17 protein-coding genes are annotated in these 17113 nt (G+C 53.2%); 10 read left to right on the top strand and 7 right to left on the bottom strand.

The features are described 5' to 3' along the window. The coding region (locus RC85_RS28415; protein ID WP_238383111.1) for a hypothetical protein at nucleotides 1-277 on the top strand (277 nt) is incomplete at its 5' end. A 90-nt stretch (nucleotides 278-367) separates the two neighbouring features. On the opposite strand, the gene RC85_RS08795 is transcribed toward RC85_RS28415, so the two are convergent. From RC85_RS08795 to RC85_RS08770, 6 genes are all read right to left on the bottom strand, one after another. Continuing rightward, nucleotides 368-784, bottom strand: a complete 417-nt coding sequence (locus RC85_RS08795) for a DUF423 domain-containing protein (RefSeq protein WP_068261286.1) — start codon at nucleotides 782-784, stop codon at nucleotides 368-370. 4 nt (nucleotides 785-788) lie between these two features. Then, a complete protein-coding gene (locus RC85_RS08790; RefSeq protein ID WP_068261284.1) occupies nucleotides 789-1160 on the bottom strand; it encodes a response regulator transcription factor in 372 nt (123 codons plus the stop codon). A gap of 40 nt (nucleotides 1161-1200) precedes the next feature. Then, a complete protein-coding gene (locus RC85_RS08785) occupies nucleotides 1201-2124 on the bottom strand; it encodes an alpha/beta hydrolase (protein WP_162273193.1) in 924 nt (307 codons plus the stop codon). 213 nt (nucleotides 2125-2337) lie between these two features. Next, nucleotides 2338-3285 (bottom strand): malate dehydrogenase, encoded by a 948-nt coding sequence (gene mdh / locus RC85_RS08780; RefSeq protein ID WP_068261278.1) that lies wholly within the window; start codon nucleotides 3283-3285, stop codon nucleotides 2338-2340. A 96-nt stretch (nucleotides 3286-3381) separates the two neighbouring features. Next, entirely contained in the window at nucleotides 3382-4701 is a 1320-nt protein-coding gene (locus RC85_RS08775; RefSeq protein WP_068261276.1) for a hypothetical protein, read from the bottom strand. A gap of 440 nt (nucleotides 4702-5141) precedes the next feature. Then, nucleotides 5142-6404, bottom strand: a complete 1263-nt coding sequence (locus RC85_RS08770) for a hypothetical protein (RefSeq protein WP_068261274.1) — start codon at nucleotides 6402-6404, stop codon at nucleotides 5142-5144. A 171-nt stretch (nucleotides 6405-6575) separates the two neighbouring features. Here RC85_RS08770 and RC85_RS08765 point away from each other — a divergent pair, with 171 nt between their 5' ends. The 5 genes from RC85_RS08765 to RC85_RS08745 all read left to right on the top strand — a co-directional run bounded on the left by RC85_RS08765 (nucleotide 6576) and on the right by RC85_RS08745 (nucleotide 12647). Next, on the top strand, nucleotides 6576-9557 hold the full coding sequence (locus tag RC85_RS08765; RefSeq protein WP_068261271.1) for a hypothetical protein: 2982 nt from the start codon (nucleotides 6576-6578) through the stop codon (nucleotides 9555-9557). A gap of 29 nt (nucleotides 9558-9586) precedes the next feature. After that, a complete protein-coding gene (locus RC85_RS08760) occupies nucleotides 9587-10684 on the top strand; it encodes a tetratricopeptide repeat protein (RefSeq protein WP_157593904.1) in 1098 nt (365 codons plus the stop codon). Between the two features lie 186 nt (nucleotides 10685-10870). Continuing rightward, nucleotides 10871-11740, top strand: a complete 870-nt coding sequence (locus tag RC85_RS08755) for a MotA/TolQ/ExbB proton channel family protein (protein WP_068261309.1) — start codon at nucleotides 10871-10873, stop codon at nucleotides 11738-11740. Then, the gene (locus tag RC85_RS08750; protein ID WP_068261268.1) at nucleotides 11740-12177 is read left to right on the top strand and encodes an ExbD/TolR family protein; all 438 of its coding nucleotides are present in this window, start codon (nucleotides 11740-11742) and stop codon (nucleotides 12175-12177) included. The genes RC85_RS08755 and RC85_RS08750 overlap by 1 nt, the downstream gene beginning before the upstream one ends. After that, nucleotides 12174-12647 (top strand): ExbD/TolR family protein, encoded by a 474-nt coding sequence (locus RC85_RS08745; protein ID WP_068261265.1) that lies wholly within the window; start codon nucleotides 12174-12176, stop codon nucleotides 12645-12647. The genes RC85_RS08750 and RC85_RS08745 overlap by 4 nt, the downstream gene beginning before the upstream one ends. 23 nt (nucleotides 12648-12670) lie before the next feature. On the opposite strand, the gene RC85_RS08740 is transcribed toward RC85_RS08745, so the two are convergent. After that, nucleotides 12671-13705 (bottom strand): NAD-dependent epimerase/dehydratase family protein, encoded by a 1035-nt coding sequence (locus tag RC85_RS08740; RefSeq protein WP_068261262.1) that lies wholly within the window; start codon nucleotides 13703-13705, stop codon nucleotides 12671-12673. A gap of 157 nt (nucleotides 13706-13862) precedes the next feature. Here RC85_RS08740 and RC85_RS08735 point away from each other — a divergent pair, with 157 nt between their 5' ends. From RC85_RS08735 to RC85_RS08720, 4 genes are read left to right on the top strand one after another with little or no spacing between them, the layout of a single operon-like run. Beyond that, nucleotides 13863-14891: a glycosyltransferase family 4 protein gene (locus RC85_RS08735; protein WP_068261255.1), complete on the top strand. Its 1029-nt coding sequence runs from the start codon at nucleotides 13863-13865 to the stop codon at nucleotides 14889-14891. Nucleotides 14892-14938: 47 nt separating this feature from the next. Then, nucleotides 14939-15529: an anthranilate synthase component II gene (locus tag RC85_RS08730; protein ID WP_068261253.1), complete on the top strand. Its 591-nt coding sequence runs from the start codon at nucleotides 14939-14941 to the stop codon at nucleotides 15527-15529. After that, on the top strand, nucleotides 15526-16152 hold the full coding sequence (locus tag RC85_RS08725) for a DUF447 domain-containing protein (protein ID WP_068261250.1): 627 nt from the start codon (nucleotides 15526-15528) through the stop codon (nucleotides 16150-16152). The genes RC85_RS08730 and RC85_RS08725 overlap by 4 nt, the downstream gene beginning before the upstream one ends. Beyond that, nucleotides 16145-17113: a GHMP family kinase ATP-binding protein gene (locus RC85_RS08720; protein WP_068261247.1), complete on the top strand. Its 969-nt coding sequence runs from the start codon at nucleotides 16145-16147 to the stop codon at nucleotides 17111-17113. Before RC85_RS08725 ends, RC85_RS08720 begins: the two co-directional genes overlap by 8 nt.

Genomic DNA, 17113 nt, shown 5'->3' with positions numbered 1-17113 from the left:
TGCGGTGGGTGATGTTTTTCGCGAACCAGTCGAACATTGCAAATTGCAAAATGAACATTGCAAATTGAAAATTCTTGGAAAGCGGTATTCGCTGGTCAATTTACATTTTTCAGTGTTCATTTTGCAATTTGCAATCAACACCGAAGCCGGTCAGCCACAAATCCCCAAAGCCATCCAGTTTCCCTCCACGCAAGGATTTTCGTCAGCCCAGGCATCGCCCCGCGCGTCGTGCCGCATGGACGCGCGGGGCGATGCCCGCGCGGTAAAACAATTTTAGAAACCCTTTACGGCGTTGGGCAGCGCCTATGACATTTCTACGCCGGGTGTTCTCTATCGCGTGGCGGCTGATCAAAGTGGCGTGGTCGATTTATTCTTTTGCCGGTGAAGCCTTCAATGCTGCAACAGCCAACAAGCACCAACCGATGATCCAGCTCAATCCGCCCAGCGGTGTGACCATTCCAAGCTTGGTTTGACCGGTGATGACCAGCAAATAAAGACTGCCGCTGAAGAGCACGATTCCAACCAAGAAAAGACGAGCGACCCAGCGCAGTAGTTTGGGCGAATCAAAGCCGATTCCTGCGAGGGCAAGTAGTGCCACCGAGTGAACCAAATGATACCTGGCACCGGTGTCGAATTGGTCCAATCGACGCTGAACAAGATCGGCATCGCCGCCGAGTGATGTCAGGTAGCTTTGCAGACCGTGCGCACCAAAGGCACCGATCGCGACGCCCAACGCACCGCAGATCGCGGCGGTCACCACCATGCGACGAGAAATCTGGTTCATGGAGCTAATCTTTGGCCAATAAATCTGCCACTGCGGTCAACAATCGGTCCATTGCAAACGGCTTTTGCAAGTAATCACTGACGCCCAGCAATTCAGCGTATGCCTTGTGACGACTGCCTTCGTTGCCGGTAATCATAATTACTGGCAAAGGCTGTTCGCGAATTCGCCGCAGCTTTTCCAAGACTAGAAACCCGCTGCGTTTTGGCATCATCATGTCCAAAATCATCAGGTCAGGATCGTCTCGTTCAGCGAGCGCCAGACCTTGGTTTCCATCACGAGCAATCGCGACTTCGTAGCCGGCGTTTTCCAGCGCGTAGCTAACCGTGTCAACGATCTCTTGGTCGTCATCGACGATTAGAATTTTTTGCTTTTCCATATCTCAATCGACATTGACGGCAACGAGCGGCGATCCGACGTCAGTTGACCGAGTAAAGCGAAGACGGTGAATCCGCCGTGTTGGTGACTTGGCTGGCACCAGGGATCACCGTTCGCATCACCCAATCATTCAGATCTGATAATACCACGGTATCCATTTCGTCATCGCCTGGATACTGGCGAATTTCGACTTGGCTGCCGATTGACATCGCCATCTGGCAATCGCGGTGGAGTTGCGACTGTGTGTATCGGTCATTTTCTTTTGCCCATTGCCACAACATCGGCAAGCGGCGATTTCGCAAAGCATCGAACTGTTTGATTGAATTTCCTGGCATGCTGCCGCCGACCGAAACAACCCCGCCAAAACGATTCGGCTCGCGCATCGCAATCCGCAGCGCCATCGTTCCTCCGCTGCCGTACCCAGCCAACACAATGCGGTCACTGTGAACCGAAAACCGCTGCTGAGCTTCTTCAATCGCGGAAATCACATTGTCGTGAGCCGCACCGATGCCAGCCGAATTTTCGGCCCATTCAAAACGCAGACCGTTTGCATCGGCGGCGCGAGTCCCGCGAATTCCGACACCGACGAAATTCCGCAGGCTGATGTGCGGCATCACCTGATTGATTTGGTCTTCGTTGCATCCGTCGCTGTGAAGCCAAACAATCAGCGGATACTTGTAGCTCGATTGAAAGTTGAGCGGGAAAAACAATCGCTTCCGAGATCGCAATCTCTGGGCCGCCATCACATCCGCTGCAAAATCATCCGCGAAATGAGTTTCACGGTTTTGGTTTCCGCTCGCGAAGTCGCTCGAAAGTGCTTGCTTGCCAGCGTTATTGTTGCCGGAAAAAAATGAGGGCTCAAAACGACTCATGGCACCGTCGAATCTGAAAGGCAAGGCGGAATCCGTTTTAGAAATCTCCGCCGCCGTTCCGTTTTTGGCGTCGGACAGGCTTGCGGCAATCACCGCAGTCAGCCTGTTGAAAAACGTAGTCGGCATTCCTTGCCAATGTCAACGTCAATGAAGAACCCGTAGCTGATCCCGCCAGGGTGTAGTGCTAAGCATTTTTAATGCCGTTTAACCACGTGGGCATCGCCCCGCGCGTCGTGCGGCCCTCAACGCGTGGGGCGATGCCCACGCGGCTTAACATTTGATGATCGCGTTTTGGAAACAGCCAACTTAGGCCGACAAAAGACCGTCCATCGTTTCCACCAATTCCTTGACGGCATCGACGCTGTGCTTAAACGCCGCAGTTTCGGTATCGGTCAGGCTTAGTTCGATGATTTTTTCAACACCACCGCTGCCCATCACGACAGGAACGCCGACGTAGAATCCGCCAACGCCGTACTCTTTGTCGCAGTAGGCGGCCACGGGGATGACTCGTTTCTTGTCCTTGACGACTGCTTCGACCATTTGGGCACAAGCCGCGGCCGGTGCGTAATAAGCTGAACCCGTCTTTAGCAACGCAACAATTTCGGCACCGCCCTTGCGAGTTCGTTCGACGATTTCATCCAAACGAGCCGTATCGATTAGCTGGGTCACGGGAATTCCGCCGACGCTGGTGCAACTTGGGATTGGCACCATCGTGTCGCCGTGTCCGCCCATCAACAAAGCACTGATGTCTTCGACACTGACCCCCAGTTCCATGGCCAAAAATGCACGGTAGCGAGCGGTATCCAGCACGCCGGCTTGTCCGATGACCTTGGCTTTATCAAAACCGGTGACCTTGGCCATTTGCTGGACCATCGCGTCCAGCGGATTGCTGACCACGATGACGACGGCGTTGGGAGAAGTCGCTTTGATTTGCTCGCCGACGCTGGTGATGATTTTTGCGTTGGTGCCCAGCAAATCATCGCGGCTCATGCCAGGTTTTCGCGGGATTCCGGCGGTTACGACAATCACGTCGCTGTCTTTAGCATCATCGTAAGACGTGGTGCCAACCAGATTTGAGTCGTAGCCCATGATTGGCGACGCTTGCATCAAATCGAGTGCCTTACCGGCAGGCATGTCCTCAGCTTGGGGAATGTCCAACAGGACAATGTCACCTAGTTCTGCGGCCGCACACCAATGAGCACAGGTGGCTCCTACGTTTCCAGCCCCGATAATGGTGATTTTTGCACGCCGCATTTCTTTGCCTCAAATGATATTGGGTTGAGTGTTTCTATTGAACTCTTTCGCAGTTTTTTTACTGCGACCGTCATCGTGGCGGGTTCCCTGATCTGGTCAAGAGGACAGATCGATCTCAGCGGCCGATTTGTCACGTCGATCACGCCGGATTGCCGCGTCACCAGCGGCAGTCTGGCGATGCCATAGAAAAATTCCAACCATCGAAATCCCAATCAAGCCTGCCGCGATCCAGCCGATCACGCTAACGCCCAACGGATCAGGCGAATCGCTTTCCAGGTTTTGCAGATTGGCGGCGATCAGCAGCGGACCAAATTGTTTTTCGTCGCCGAATTGTTTCATGTAATCGGTTTCGTAGCTCCACAGGCGAAAAAAGAAACCTTCGACTTGAATTTGAACTCGGACATCCGAAACAACGGCTTCACCACCTTCGCGAACGCGAATCGCCGTCTTCAAAAAGTCGGGTAGATCCAGCATCACAATCGACACGGGATAGCGGTTCTCGAAAACGGCCGGTTCGCCGCCCGCATCTTCATCCGCCGATTCAATTTTGACGACGACGTTCCCCAAGTCGCCGATCGTATCGATTTGGAAATAGTGGTCGCTGCCGAGTTGCCGTTGTCGGTTGACGTCGGTCACGGACACTCGCGTGATCTGAACGGTTTCGACCGGCAGCGTGACAAACTTGGCGACCAGCGAATTCGGATCACTCAATAAATCGATCGGGTTGGCCGCAGCGGGTTCAGGCCACGGCGGTGACTTGGCGGCGGCCGACATGATCGAATAAAACAAATCGGTGTCAGCGGAACTGAGCGGTCGGCGATCGCGTGTTTTCAAACCTGGCAGTTCGGCGATATCGACACCATGATCCGCCAACCATTGCCAGCTTGGATTCGCCGCATCACGCGGATGCCATGTCATCCTAGCAGCGACAACCGCGACCTTGTTCTCCGGTTCGTCATCAGAATCAGAACGACGAGGCGTCACCAACATGCCAACGACTTTCAAAAGATCACCAGGCTTGCAACTTGGCGGCACCGACTTTGCAATGACGTTGATCAGGTTGTTGTTGTCAGCGTCAATCGCAACGACGGCGATCGAATCCAGACCAATCATTTCCGCCAGGGTGTCCGGGACGACGTAAGACTTTGCTTCGACAAAAACGCCCTCGAACTGCACCGCGTCACCGACGACATCGCCGTCGGTTGCGTCATCTTGCAAACTGGAGCGGGTCCGACTGATGAACGATTCAGGCCTAACTTTGCCGACGCGATGCAACAGCTTGGCCGATTCGCTGACCGACTGTTTGTTTTGGATCGGGAATACTTGCTCGATGCGATCGGCATCAAAACCGGCCACCAAATCAATCGCAGAATCGGCAAGCGAAACTGACGCGATAGCCAAAGAAGCAAGTGCCAATAGGGAACTGTCCCGAAATAACTTCCCGGTTTTCCCGTAGCTGGTCCCGCCAGGGTTCAGTTCACTGCTAGCTGTACCCGACTGAACCCTGGCGGGCCCAGCTACGAAAGATTTCGCCAAATACGGAACTTGTTTCAGGACAGTTCCTAAGTTAAATCGCATGGGCAACGCCGAACGCCGTGAAGGGTTTCTAAATTGTTTAACCGCGTGGGCATCGCCCCGCGCGTCCACGCGGGGCGAAACTCGCGGAACGAAACTCGCGGGGCGATGCCCACGCGGCTTAACAAATCAATGGTTTTTGCTGGACCAAATCTCTTCACGGCGTCGGGCAACGCCCCACGCGTCATCCGCTGCCAAACGCGCGGGGCGTTGCCCACGCGGTTAAACAAACCGGCCCAGTATCTTGAAGGATGGAAATGCTTCACAGCGTTGACCTGGGCCTAGGGGTGGTTTGATTTTACGACTGGATCTTCGAGGTTCAGATCTTGAAGTTTTGGCGGAACAATCAAGACATCGGAATCGCGATCGTGCCTGACCAGCCGCGCACGTTTGGCCGACGCCGCGGTCCGCCAAACGACCAAGCCCGCCAAAACGATTCCGACGAAAATCGCTCCAAGTATGACGACAAACGGGCGGATCGTTCCGACCTCGTTGGCGTTTTTGGATTGACCGACCGATGCAGCCGCCATGGATTCAGGTTGCCAGAGTTTTCCAACGACCACCGGTGCCAAGTCAGCGCCGATCGAAGACTGATAAGCTAGCCGTTTGAAAAACGATCCTTGGACAACAACGCGTGGAGCATCATTTTGAGAACCACCTTCTTGAAAACGCTTTAGCTTGTGAAAACGCTTTAGCTTGTCGGGCAGAGACGTCACCAGAGCCACCACAGGCCGATCGGCTCCGCTGGAAGGTCGAATCCAAAGCTGCCAGTAATCTGGCAACGGATCGTTTTTGTTAGAACCTTCACTGATCAACTGAACCCTTGCCACTTGGCCGTGGATTCGGACCGCTTGCCCACGGAACGCTTCGGGTTGCTGCAACAGCGACAAGACGCCAACGATCGCGGCGGGCGGAGTGTTCGCAGCGACAATTTCTTGCCCGATCATCAACAAACGCAGTCGCAATGCGTCACGATCCCCGCTGCGCCAAACCGCTCCATCGACGACTCGTTTTTCGGCCTCGACGATCAAAGACCGGATCAGCAACTTGGTCATCGAATCCAGCGGAATCTCGGCTCGATCAATCGGGATTTGGTCGAACTGTTTGGCTAACGACGGATTGGGTTCGTTGTTCTGGAATCGATCCAGTGAGCGAATCAGCGATCGAGCCAAACTGATTTGTTCGTCCGCGGAAAGCGATGCTGCGTATTCGGCTGACTGTTGTCGAACCTGTTCAGGGATTTCGACCTCGGGTTTGCTGGCCTTCGATGGATCCAACAACGAAGCCTGATTCAAACTCGCTGGATCGACAGCAGGCGGAACAAAGAACGGCTGATAGAATTCGGGCTTAGCGGCTGCGTTGATGACGACCATCACCAGAACGAGTGCTAAGATCATGCGGACGACCTGGCGATGTTGATTTCCGAGCCAACCGCTTTTCTTTAGCCGCGTTTTCTTCAGCCGACTCGACGCACCCCCCGCTTCGGGACGATCCTGTCGCTGGCTGTAAAGGTTACCGTCGTTAAATTGAGAAGGGATACGCACGTGCGCTCACTTTTGATGGACTGAAACACCGGATTCATCAACAGATCGCTTGAAGGGCGACATCCACCACTCTAACCTTAGGACATCTCCTTTGAGAGTTCAGCAGTTATTCAGCACTCAAACTTAATCGCCAACAGTTTTGATTGCCCACCATGATAACGGACGACGCCCATGCTTAGCACCCTGATTCGTTTTGCGATCAGTTGTTTCATCGTTGTCGCATGGCATGGCACCGTTGTTCATGCCGCTGGCGAGCCGGCCGAAGCATTCTTGAAGCAACTGCGTGCTTCTGGGTACTTCGAGATGGCGGACAAGTATCTGGATCGACTGGAACAGTATCCCGGCGTGCCGGCGAAGTTAATCAAAGCAGTCGAATTGGAACGGGCGCAAACGTTCATCGATGCCGCATCGTCGACTCGCAATTCAAAAACTCAGGACGAGTACTTCAAAAAAGCCGAAGAGTCGCTTGAGAAGTTTTTGAAAGCAGGAACTTCGCCGAGACAGTCCGAGGCTCAACTGCGACTGGGGAAAATTCAAATGATCCGGGCCGCTCAATTGATGAGCGGAGAACCATCGAAAGAAAAACGCGAAGCAGCACGAGAATCCTACGTTCGTGCGTCGGGAACCTTTGAATCGATCGTTGAATCACTGCGTCAAAAATTGAAAGAGATGCGTGGGGCAAAGATCGACGCCAAGAACAATCCCGAACAAGCGGCTCTTCGGGATCAACACAAAGCCGAATTCCTGGAAGCGATGATGCGAGCGGGCGAAGCGTTTCGCTACGCGGCATCGACCTACGACAATCCGGGCAAACAAGCCAAGCCGCTGCTCAACAAGGCCCTCGCTCAACTAACCGACCTGAGCGAAAAGTACGACGGATACATGCAAGGTGCTTTGGCACTTTTATACCGCGGTTTGGTCGAAGAAGAATTGGGAAAGCGGGACCGAGCACTCGATAGCTTCACGCGAATGATGGAAGCGGTTGACGCGCCGGAACTACGTGATGCCAAGACGCAAGCCACCAGCGGGCTGATTCGCTTAGCTTTGTCCGACAAACCGCCTCGCTTTCAAGAAGCGATTGATCGCGGTGCGCCGATGCTGAAAGATCTGCGACCCGACGAACGCCGTTCCACTTCGGCGGGCGAATTGCAACTGCAACTCGCAAAGGCTTACCTCGCGAAGTCAAAGGACAAGAAAAATCAAAAGCCAGCCGAGATCAAGCGATCCCAAACGGAAACACGATCGTTGTTGCTGGCCGCATCCAAGGTTCCGGGATCGCATGCTGAAGAAGTCAAGAAGATGTTAGCGTCGATTGGGATCGACAAAACCGCGGTCGTCGAACCGCTGATAAGTTCAGCGGAATCAAAGACGTTTGAGGAAGCTCTGCAGAAATCACAACAGCTCTACCAAGCTGCCGAGCAGTTGAACCAATCAATCGCAGCGATCAAAAAACAAAAGGACGACAAACAAAAAGAAAATTTGCAAAAGCAACTGCGCGAAACGCGAACGATGGCAATCGAAACGTTGCGTCGTGGTCTGGGCATGGTAACTCAGCGATCCGAAGACAACCTTGTCAATCAAGCGAGGCAATTGTTGGCTTATCTTCTGTACCAGAGCGAGCGTTATCGCGAGTCTTCGGTCGTCGGCAATTTCCTGGCCAGGAATGCACCGGCGTCCGATATGGGATTGCGTGGCGGACTTTTGTCACTGAACTCATTGCAATCTTTGCTTCGAGATAATCCCGGGGCCGCTGGTTTGATCGACCAGTTGAAAACGCTCGGTGATTATTTGTCACAAACGTGGCCGGACGATCCGCAAGCCTCCGCCGCCAAGAATGTTCTGATCGGATTGGCACTTGAATCAGAGAACTGGAATGAAGCTCGACGATTGATCGGGGAATTGAGCAACGATGCCAGCAGGTCGCAGTCACGAACGTTGCTCGGGCAATTTCTTTGGGCAGAAGCGATCAAGAAAATACGAGCGGAAGAGCCAGATCAAGCCACGGAGCTGATGAAGGAAGCACGTGAGGATTTGCAGGCCGGGCTGGATGGAATCCAGGGTGCGTTGGCGGACGAGCGTGCCATGAAAGCCTCGCTGGTGCTAGCCAAAATTTTGCTTCGCTTGGACCAGGTTGACGAAGCGGCAAAAACGCTGAAGCATCCGGTTTATGGTGCATCGACGCTGTACCCAACATTCGGCATGTCGGATGCCTCGTTCGCCAGCGATCTGCACGGTACCGAATTGCAGATCATTGTCGCGCAGATGACGGACGATGGCGTGGACATGGACGCGTCGCTGAAACGTGCCAGTCAGACGATGGATAAACTTCGCGAGAGCGTCAAAGGCGAAGGGGCTGATAAAAAACTCGCTGCGATCTATCTGAGGCTAGCGAAAAACATTCGTGATCAATTGAATGTTGCGACGCCGGTTAAAAAGACAAAACTGACTCAAGCATTTCGCGTGTTCTTAGAACGTGTTTCGGCAACGACAAAGGACGATGCAACGTTGCAGTGGATCGGACAAACGTTGATGGAATTATCTGAATCGTCGCTGGAACCGGGGCAAACGAAAGCCACCGGTCAGGCAGCCGATTTGTTGACAACTGCGGTGGAGACATTTGACCGCTTGTCGGATGAGAAGAAGAGTTCGGCGATTGTCACCTACCAAATTGGTCGTGCCCAACGGTTGCTTGGTGAATATGGCAACGCAGTCAAAACCTTCGCGTCGCTGCTAAAGACCAAAGAAACCATGATCGATGCTCAGGTTGAAGCAGCTTTGGCTTACGAGCAGTGGGCGCAAACGCTGCCGCCCAAGTTTGCCGCGAAGTCTTTTGGCAGGGCGATCGGAGGAGCCAAACCGCAAAATGGCAAGAACGTGATTTGGGGTTGGGGCAAGATCAGCCAGTTGACCAGTCGCAATGCCGACAACCGAGACACCTTTTTTGACGCACGCTACCACTTAGCTCTTTGCCGTTACCAATGGGGAAAAGCGGTGAAGGATAAGGATCTGATTCGCCGATCTTCCGGTGACATTACCAAGGTTGCCGCGTTGTACCCCAAGTTGGGCGGACCGGCTCAATTGCGAAAGTTCGATACGTTGCTGAAACAAATCCAAAAAGACTTAGGTGAGCGTCCGACGGGGCTCGACAAATGAACGGCCCATCAAATGACTCCGATGCTCGCATGACTCAAACTCCTTCCTCTCAATCAATGTCATTGATGATCCTTTCGCAATGTTCAAAACGTTTTCCCTGCTTCGCCATCCGGTGCCTGCTGCTAGGCGTGTTTGTTTTTGGCGCTGGAATTTTTGGCGCCCAGACGGCGTCGGCAGTCGATCGGTTGTATGAAAAGTCTGGTGGAAACGTCACGGGGGAAGTGACCGCGACGGACAAGAAAGGAGTTCAACTCAAAAAAGGTAGCAGCACGAAGACCTACCTTTCAGGCGAGATCCTAAAAATCCTTTTCGAGGGCGATCCGTCGGGTCTAACCAAGGGCCGCGAATTTGCACTCGATGGTCAGTATGACCAAGCACTCGAAGAACTCAAAAAGGTCGATTCGGACAGCATCAAACGGGAAGTCATCAAGGCTGACTGGGTTTTCTACACTGCGATGAGTCAAGCAAAATTGGCGCTCGCCGGCAAAGGTGCAAAAGATGCTGCCGCCACGGCGATGGTTTCTTTTGCCGGCAAGTTTCGAGATTCCTGGCACATCTTCGATGCCGCCAAGTTGCTTGGTGACCTGGCGTTGGCTCTGAACAAGCCCGAGAATGCGATGTCGTACTACAAGTTGCTTTCGCAGTCACAATCGCCCGACACCAAAGTCGAATCCGTTTACCTGCAAGGCCGGGTGAACTTGATCGAAGGCGATGACAAAGAAGCATTGGACAAGTTCGATAAAATCATTGGCATCGCTGCGGGAACCACCTCGATCGCTCGCATTCAAACATTAGCCAAGGCAGGCAAGGCCGTCGCATTGACGAAGTCCGGCAAGTCGGGCGAAGGACTAAAACTTGTTAAAGAATTGATTGCGGAATTGAACCCAGACGACATTGAAATGGCGGCGCGGATCTACAATGCCCAAGGAGCCAGCTATGAAGCAAGCGGCGATAAAGAGGGCGCGATCCTGGCATACCTGCACACTCACTTGATGTTTTCGTCGCAGCCAGACGCTCACGCGGAAGCTCTGTTGCGATTGATTGAATTGTGGCCGCAAGTTGGCCAACCCCAACGCGCAGCCGAGGCTCGCGGCGAATTGCAACAACGCTATCCTGGCGTGAAATAGGTACAACCAAAACGAAAATACTCTAAGCTAGCGATCAAACCAAACAGTATGAAGTTGGCGACAACTGACGCTGGAGTCTAGCCTTTAGGCGATTTCCCGAGGGCGCGGAAGCGGCTAAAGCCTGGACTCCAACATTTAGATTACCCCAAACCTTTCTCCACTCTCCTACTCGCAAGAGTCCATTTGATGATCATCGCTCGCGGCCCGCTGGCCAAATTCCTTCACGCTGGCGTTTTTCTCGTCGCCCTGATGGCCTGCTTCTCAGCGTCCCCCATTGCCTACGCGCAAGACGATGACGCCATGGCAGAATTCGCAGACGATCCCATGCCCGAAGCGATGGATGAACCGGCGGCGGATGCAGGTGACGAAAACGCGGATGCCGGAAACGATCCGGGTGGTGCGGCACCGGCCAAGAAAGACAACATGTTGATGTGGGTCATCAACTCGCTCGGCTACGGTTACCTGTTCATTTTCCTCGCGCTTTCGGTCACGCTGGTGGCATTGTTTGTCACCAACATGTTGGCGGCTCGGCGAGACACGCTTTGCCCGCAAGAGCTAGTGGACAGTTTTGAAGAACGCCTGAACGAAAAAGATTTCCAAGGGGCCTACGATCTAGCCAGGACTGATGAATCGGTTTTGGGCCAGGTTCTTTCGGCCGGACTAGCCAAATTGTCGCGAGGCTACAACAAAGCACTCGAGGGAATGCAGGAAGTCGGCGAAGAGGAAAGCATGAAGCTGGAACATCGCTTGTCGTACATGGCTTTGATCGGAAACCTGTCGCCGATGATTGGTTTGTTTGGAACCGTGCAGGGGATGATTGCGTCGTTCCAAGTCATTGCAACCGGCGGATCAACCCCCAAGCCATCGGACTTGGCTGCTGGTATCTCAACCGCGTTGTTCACCACATTGGTCGGCTTAGCTGTGGCGATTCCAGCGATCGCGGCCTACAACATTTTGCGAAATCGCGTCTCGCGTTTGCTGTTAGAAGTTGGCGTGACTAGCGAAGATTTGATGAGCCGTTTTGAAGACGTTCAACCCAAAGCGACCAAGAAATAATGCGAGTCAAACAAAAAAAGCCGGACATGCACGAAGGCGACATGACGCCGATGATCGACATGACTTTTCAGTTGATCGCGTTCTTCATGGTGCTGATTAACTTCGCGCAAACCGAAGCAAACGATCACGTCAAACTGCCCAGCAGCCAATTGGTCAAACCGCCCGAGGTGGCGTTGGAATTTCCAATCGTGTTGCATGTCGGCATCGATGGAGCGATCTACTTGGGCGGTGACGACTACACCCCTGAAACGCTGTTGGTTGGATTGCGACAAGAACTTAGCGTGATCAAAGCCGAAGGCAAAACACCGGCGGACGCCAACGTCGTCATCCGAGCTCACAAAGACGCGGCGGCTGGTGATGTGCAAGAAGTGATTCGCGTTGCCCAGGAACAACAGCTTGAAAACTTTGCCCTGCGTGTGAAGGAGGATCGATCATGAAGATCCGCAATCACCAGGACGCCGAGGGCAGCGAGCTGAACATGACCAGCATGATTGACATCGTCTTTCTGCTGCTGATCTTTTTCGTGATGACATTCAAGATCGTTGAAATGGAGGGCGACTTCAGCGTCCGCATGCCGCTGGCCGGCGGCGGAGCGGCATCGGATCCCACCGACTTACCGCTGAAATTGCGATTGCGAGCCGACGAAAATGGCAAGCTGACTGGAATGGCGATGAACGAAATTAGCTTGGGAACGGATTTCGACAAACTCCGCGGACAAGTGGTCTCGCTGATCGGATCCACCACTCCCGGCGACGCCGAAGACGGCCCCGAACTAGAAATCGACACCGATTACAACCTTCGCTACGCCTATGTCATCGAAGCCATCACCGCCGTATCGGGCTACAAAGACGGCGACCAAGTCGTCAAGCTGATCGAAAAGATCAAGTTCGCAAAGCCTAGGCGCTAGCCCTTCACAGGCTCATTCGTTGCTTAGGCACCATCACGCCATAGCGGCGGCAGCTTGTCCTTAATTTCGATTGCCGACGGGCAATGCGTTGGAGTCGGGATTTCATTCTCGGTTACGTGCTGCACCGTCGCCTTCAGACCTGCTTGAATTGACACGGGCGAGCGATGTATTTCGGGGAAAAGTTGATGGGCTTTCTTGTGATCCGCATGAGCATGCAAAACCTCTTGGCGGGGTGCTAGATGTTGGATGTTTTCATCCACGCCAACCGTTTCGCAAACGCGTTTGGCTAACTCGATCACACTCATCGGTTCATCGCCGCCAACATTGAATGTTTGGTTTTTTGCCGCCTCCGTCCAACCGCTAGCTGCAATGCACTGGGCAACAGAATCGATGTACGAGAACGAGCGTGTTTGCTGGCCATCACCAAAGATCGTCATGGGCTGCCCCGAAATCGCTTGCCGTATAAAAATACCGACGACGTTGCGATACGGATCGGAAACGTTTTGCTTTGGCCCAAAGACGTTGTGTGGGCGAATGATCGTATAGGTCGGTCCACCGTAGTAATCAAAAAACGCTTGTATGTGATGCTCACAAGCGAGCTTTGCAATTCCATAGGGATCACAAGGGCTGCAAACATCGTCTTCGGTCAGTCGTTCGCGTTGTGGGCCGCCTGCATCACTGTTCGATTTGCGAGGGTGTCCATAAGCCGCGATCGAGGAAGTGAACACAAAGTGCTTGGCTCCGTGGCGATAAGCTGACGCGAGCACGTTTGCAGTGGCGACAATGTTGTTTTGGTAGTTGAATACAGGAATATGGTGACTCAAACCTTCGGCGGCGTAGGCGGCTAAATGATAGACCACCTTTGGCTGAAACTCAGCCATCAAATCATCCAGATCTAATCCAACATCGCGATTGATAAATTTAGCATCCTTTGGAACATTCACCATCGTTCCGCCCGATAGATCATCAATGCCCATCACGTCCCAGCCCTGACGCAATAATCCGTCGGCGACATGAGACCCGATAAAGCCTGCGACTCCGGTAACCAAGGCACGCATAGAAAGTCCTTTGAAAACAACTTGATCGCCCGATTCGGTTCAAGCGAAAACTAACTTATGATAGTTGGTAAATACGATAGCTGTCCCACGATGTAGAGCAATCCACCGTTGGATTCCGCGATGCTCTCAGCTTTCCCCCCAGGTCAAACGGCGTTTCATGCGTTTTCTGTTCATCGCCTCTGGCCGACGAATGCCATCGACGCGTTTCCGCATTGATCCCTTCATTGATCCGCTTCAATCCGCTGGCCATCGCTGTGATGTTTTCTACAGTTTTCCTGAAAAGTACGATTCACTTCCGTGGCTAGGATGGCGTCTCAGCCAAAGACTCAAGCGAACAGTTCGTCATTGGCACGCATTCTTGGCGGCTCGTCGCCATTACGACGCGATCTTGATCGAGCGAGAAGTGTTTGATGATGACACTTCGGAGTTAGAAGAAAAATTTCGCCAAGCGACGCCACGGTTGATTCTAGATGTCGATGATGGAGTCTTCCTTCGACATCGCGAGAAATTTCATCGAATTGCGGGGCTTTGTGACGTTGCGATCGCTGGCAATAGATTCTTGGCAGAGTACATGGAACCGTTGTGTCAGAGCATTGAACTAATCCCGACCTGTATCCATCTAGCGGAGTATCCGCTGCGTCCCGACACCAGTCCCGACCGTAAACCGACGATTGGATGGATGGGGACCACCCACAACGTCCCGTTCCTCGAAGTCGCCGCTCCAGCTTTGCGACGAATCGCCAGCGAAGTTCCGTATCGATTACTGGTCGTTGCCAACACCGACGAACGGCTCAAAGAACTGGAACTTACAGGCGTCGATGTCGAATTTCGTCGCTGGAGCCCCGATCGCGAGATTGCTGATTTGCACGAAATGGATATTGGCCTGATGCCATTGCCGCCGGATCAAGAATGGATGAAGTACAAATGCGGGTTAAAACTGTTGCAGTATCTAGCGGTAGGAACTCCTGGGATTGCGTCGCCGATTGGGGTCAATGCCGAGATCATTGGTGATGGCCTTGTTGGTCGGATCGCTAGTGATGAAACACAATGGTACGAATCCATCAAAAAGCTGCTTTTGGACACCGAGTTGAGGAAAGAACTTGGGCGAACCGGGCGGCAGTTGGTAGCAGATCAATACAGCATCGAGGCGAATTGGCGTAAACTCCTGGAAGTGCTCGCTGGTTGACGCCGATCGCTTGAAAAACTTCACTGCTAAATTTCCGTATCATTATTTTGATCCTTCTGCTCGACAACCAAGATTCTTTTGTCCACAACCTGGCGCGGTATTTTCGGCGACTGGGGTTGGAGACAGCGGTGGTTCGCAGCGATGCGATTGATCTGGACCGATGCCGTGAATTGGAACCTGACGCGATCGTGATTTCGCCGGGACCGCGCAGGCCCGAGGATGCTGGATGCAGCTTAGATGTGCTTCGCAGTTTTGATTCCCATGTTCCGATGCTAGGCGTTTGCCTGGGGCACCAAGCAATCGCGGTCGCCTTTGGCGGACGGGTGATTCAATGCGAACCGGTGCATGGAATGGCCAGCCAGATCAGTCACGATGGCCAGGGTGTGTTTGCGAACTGCCCGGCATTGATGAATGTCGGCCGCTATCATTCGCTGGCGATTGACCGCGAATCTTTGCCTGATGAACTGATCGTCACTGCGTCCGATGCCAGCGGTTTAATCATGGGGGTTCGGCATCGCACCAGGCCGATCTTTGGCGTTCAGTTTCATCCTGAATCGATTCTGTCGTCCGACGGCGAGCAGATTATCGAAAATTTTGCCACGATTGCGTCGTCCACGAAATCAAGAGCGGCATCGTGATCTTGGAATCGATCGTTACGACTGTCGATGGCAACGGTCGGGTCAACATCGCGCCGATGGGCCCAACCGTCCAGGGAAACGGTCCGGGTGATTTGATCGCTGAGATTACCCTGCGTCCGTTCGGTTCATCAACGACTTATGCCAACTTAAAACCGGGCAACCACCAAAACAGTGGCAAAGCCGTCGTCCATGTCACGGACGATGCAATGCTGTTCGCTCGTGGTGCAGCCGGTGACATCGCGCCTGAACAGGCAGCCAAACTGGTCACGTCGATCGATCATCATGGCTACCGACGCTTGATCGATTGCCATCGTTGGTTCGCCGTGGAAGCTGATCATTTCAGCGAAGATGACCTGCGAGCGACGGTCATCTGCCGAATCATTGATTCCGGTGTCGTGCGACCGTTCTTTGGATTCAATCGAGCAAAACATGCCGTGATTGAGGCAGCGATTTTGGCAACGCGAACTCATTTGATTGCAGCGGAGAAAATCGATCAAGAATTAGAGCGATTGCGACCGCTGGTTGACAAAACCTGCGGCCCGCAAGAACGAGAAGCATTTGATTTCTTAGTTCGCACGATCGAGAAGCGATGCAGTCGGGAACGGACATCCGGTCATGGATAAAAACGATCACGGTTGCATCACTGTCACGACCGGTTCGCGACTACATTTTGGGTTGCTTCGCACCGGTTCGCCGTTTGGTGGGTTGGGGGTGATGATCGATCAACCACAAAACGTGATCAGCATTGAACCGTCGGATTATTGGCAATGCGATCGACAACACAGTGACCGCGTGATGCCGATCGCTCGGCGACTGGCCGAACATCTTGAATCGGATCAATTGCCTGATTGCAAATTGAGAATTCAGCAGGGACTTAATTCGCATTGCGGACTTGGCAGCGGCACTCAGTTGTCGCTTGCGGTTGCCGAAGGCCTGTGCCGGTTTGCCAACATTGAAATTCCTCCCTTGGAAATTGCCATCGACATTGCTGAGCGTGGAAAACGTTCGGCGGTGGGTGTCCATGGATACTTTTCAGGTGGTTTGATTTACGAATCACCATCACTTCAAGATCAATCATCCGAAAGATCACTCAATCGTTTGATACAACGGATCGAGCTTCCTGATTCATGGCGAATCGCGTTCTTGCTGCCTCCACTTAGCGATGAATCCATCAGCGGCGAAGATGAAGCAGAGTGCTTTGCGCGGTTGGGGAACGAAGAAGCAAAGCAAACCAATCAACTGAGACAGGCGATCGAAGAACAAATTATCCCGGCTGCCAGGACATCAGACTTTGAAATGTTTTGCGATGCGGTCACCGACTACAACCAGCGAAGCGGAAAACTGTTTGCCGACGTCCAAGGCGGTTCGTACAACGGCGAAGAAGTCACAACGCTGATCCAAACACTTCAAGGCCTGGGTTTGAAAGGTGTCGGACAGAGCAGTTGGGGGCCGGGGGTGTTCACGTGGTTTGATTCACAGGGCTCACTGGAACAATTTCAGCATCAATCACCCGGCGATCGCTATCGAATCATGGCGACGTCAAGAGTCAAGAACGTCGGCCGAACATTGGTTGATTCTCGCTAG

The organism is Rubripirellula obstinata (genome assembly GCF_001642955.1).
GTDB classification, from domain to species: Bacteria; Planctomycetota; Planctomycetia; order Pirellulales; family Pirellulaceae; genus Rubripirellula; species Rubripirellula obstinata.
The sequence above is the reverse complement of the archived record's forward strand: the minus strand, read 5'-3'. Positions and strand labels throughout refer to the sequence as shown.

What these genes read in the sequence shown, in the direction of transcription:
- RC85_RS08745 (WP_068261265.1), top strand. Translation starts at nt 12,174, where the DNA reads ATGAAGATCCGCAATCACCAGGACGCCGAGGGCAGCGAGCTGAACATG.
- RC85_RS08740 (WP_068261262.1), bottom strand. Translation starts at nt 13,705, where the DNA reads ATGCGTGCCTTGGTTACCGGAGTCGCAGGCTTTATCGGGTCTCATGTC.
- RC85_RS08720 (WP_068261247.1), top strand. Translation starts at nt 16,145, where the DNA reads ATGGATAAAAACGATCACGGTTGCATCACTGTCACGACCGGTTCGCGA.
- RC85_RS08750 (WP_068261268.1), top strand. Translation starts at nt 11,740, where the DNA reads ATGCGAGTCAAACAAAAAAAGCCGGACATGCACGAAGGCGACATGACG.
- RC85_RS08765 (WP_068261271.1), top strand. Translation starts at nt 6,576, where the DNA reads ATGCTTAGCACCCTGATTCGTTTTGCGATCAGTTGTTTCATCGTTGTC.
- RC85_RS08760 (WP_157593904.1), top strand. Translation starts at nt 9,587, where the DNA reads ATGACTCAAACTCCTTCCTCTCAATCAATGTCATTGATGATCCTTTCG.
- mdh (WP_068261278.1), bottom strand. Translation starts at nt 3,285, where the DNA reads ATGCGGCGTGCAAAAATCACCATTATCGGGGCTGGAAACGTAGGAGCC.
- RC85_RS08755 (WP_068261309.1), top strand. Translation starts at nt 10,871, where the DNA reads ATGATCATCGCTCGCGGCCCGCTGGCCAAATTCCTTCACGCTGGCGTT.
- RC85_RS08790 (WP_068261284.1), bottom strand. Translation starts at nt 1,160, where the DNA reads ATGGAAAAGCAAAAAATTCTAATCGTCGATGACGACCAAGAGATCGTT.
- RC85_RS08795 (WP_068261286.1), bottom strand. Translation starts at nt 784, where the DNA reads ATGAACCAGATTTCTCGTCGCATGGTGGTGACCGCCGCGATCTGCGGT.
- RC85_RS08735 (WP_068261255.1), top strand. Translation starts at nt 13,863, where the DNA reads ATGCGTTTTCTGTTCATCGCCTCTGGCCGACGAATGCCATCGACGCGT.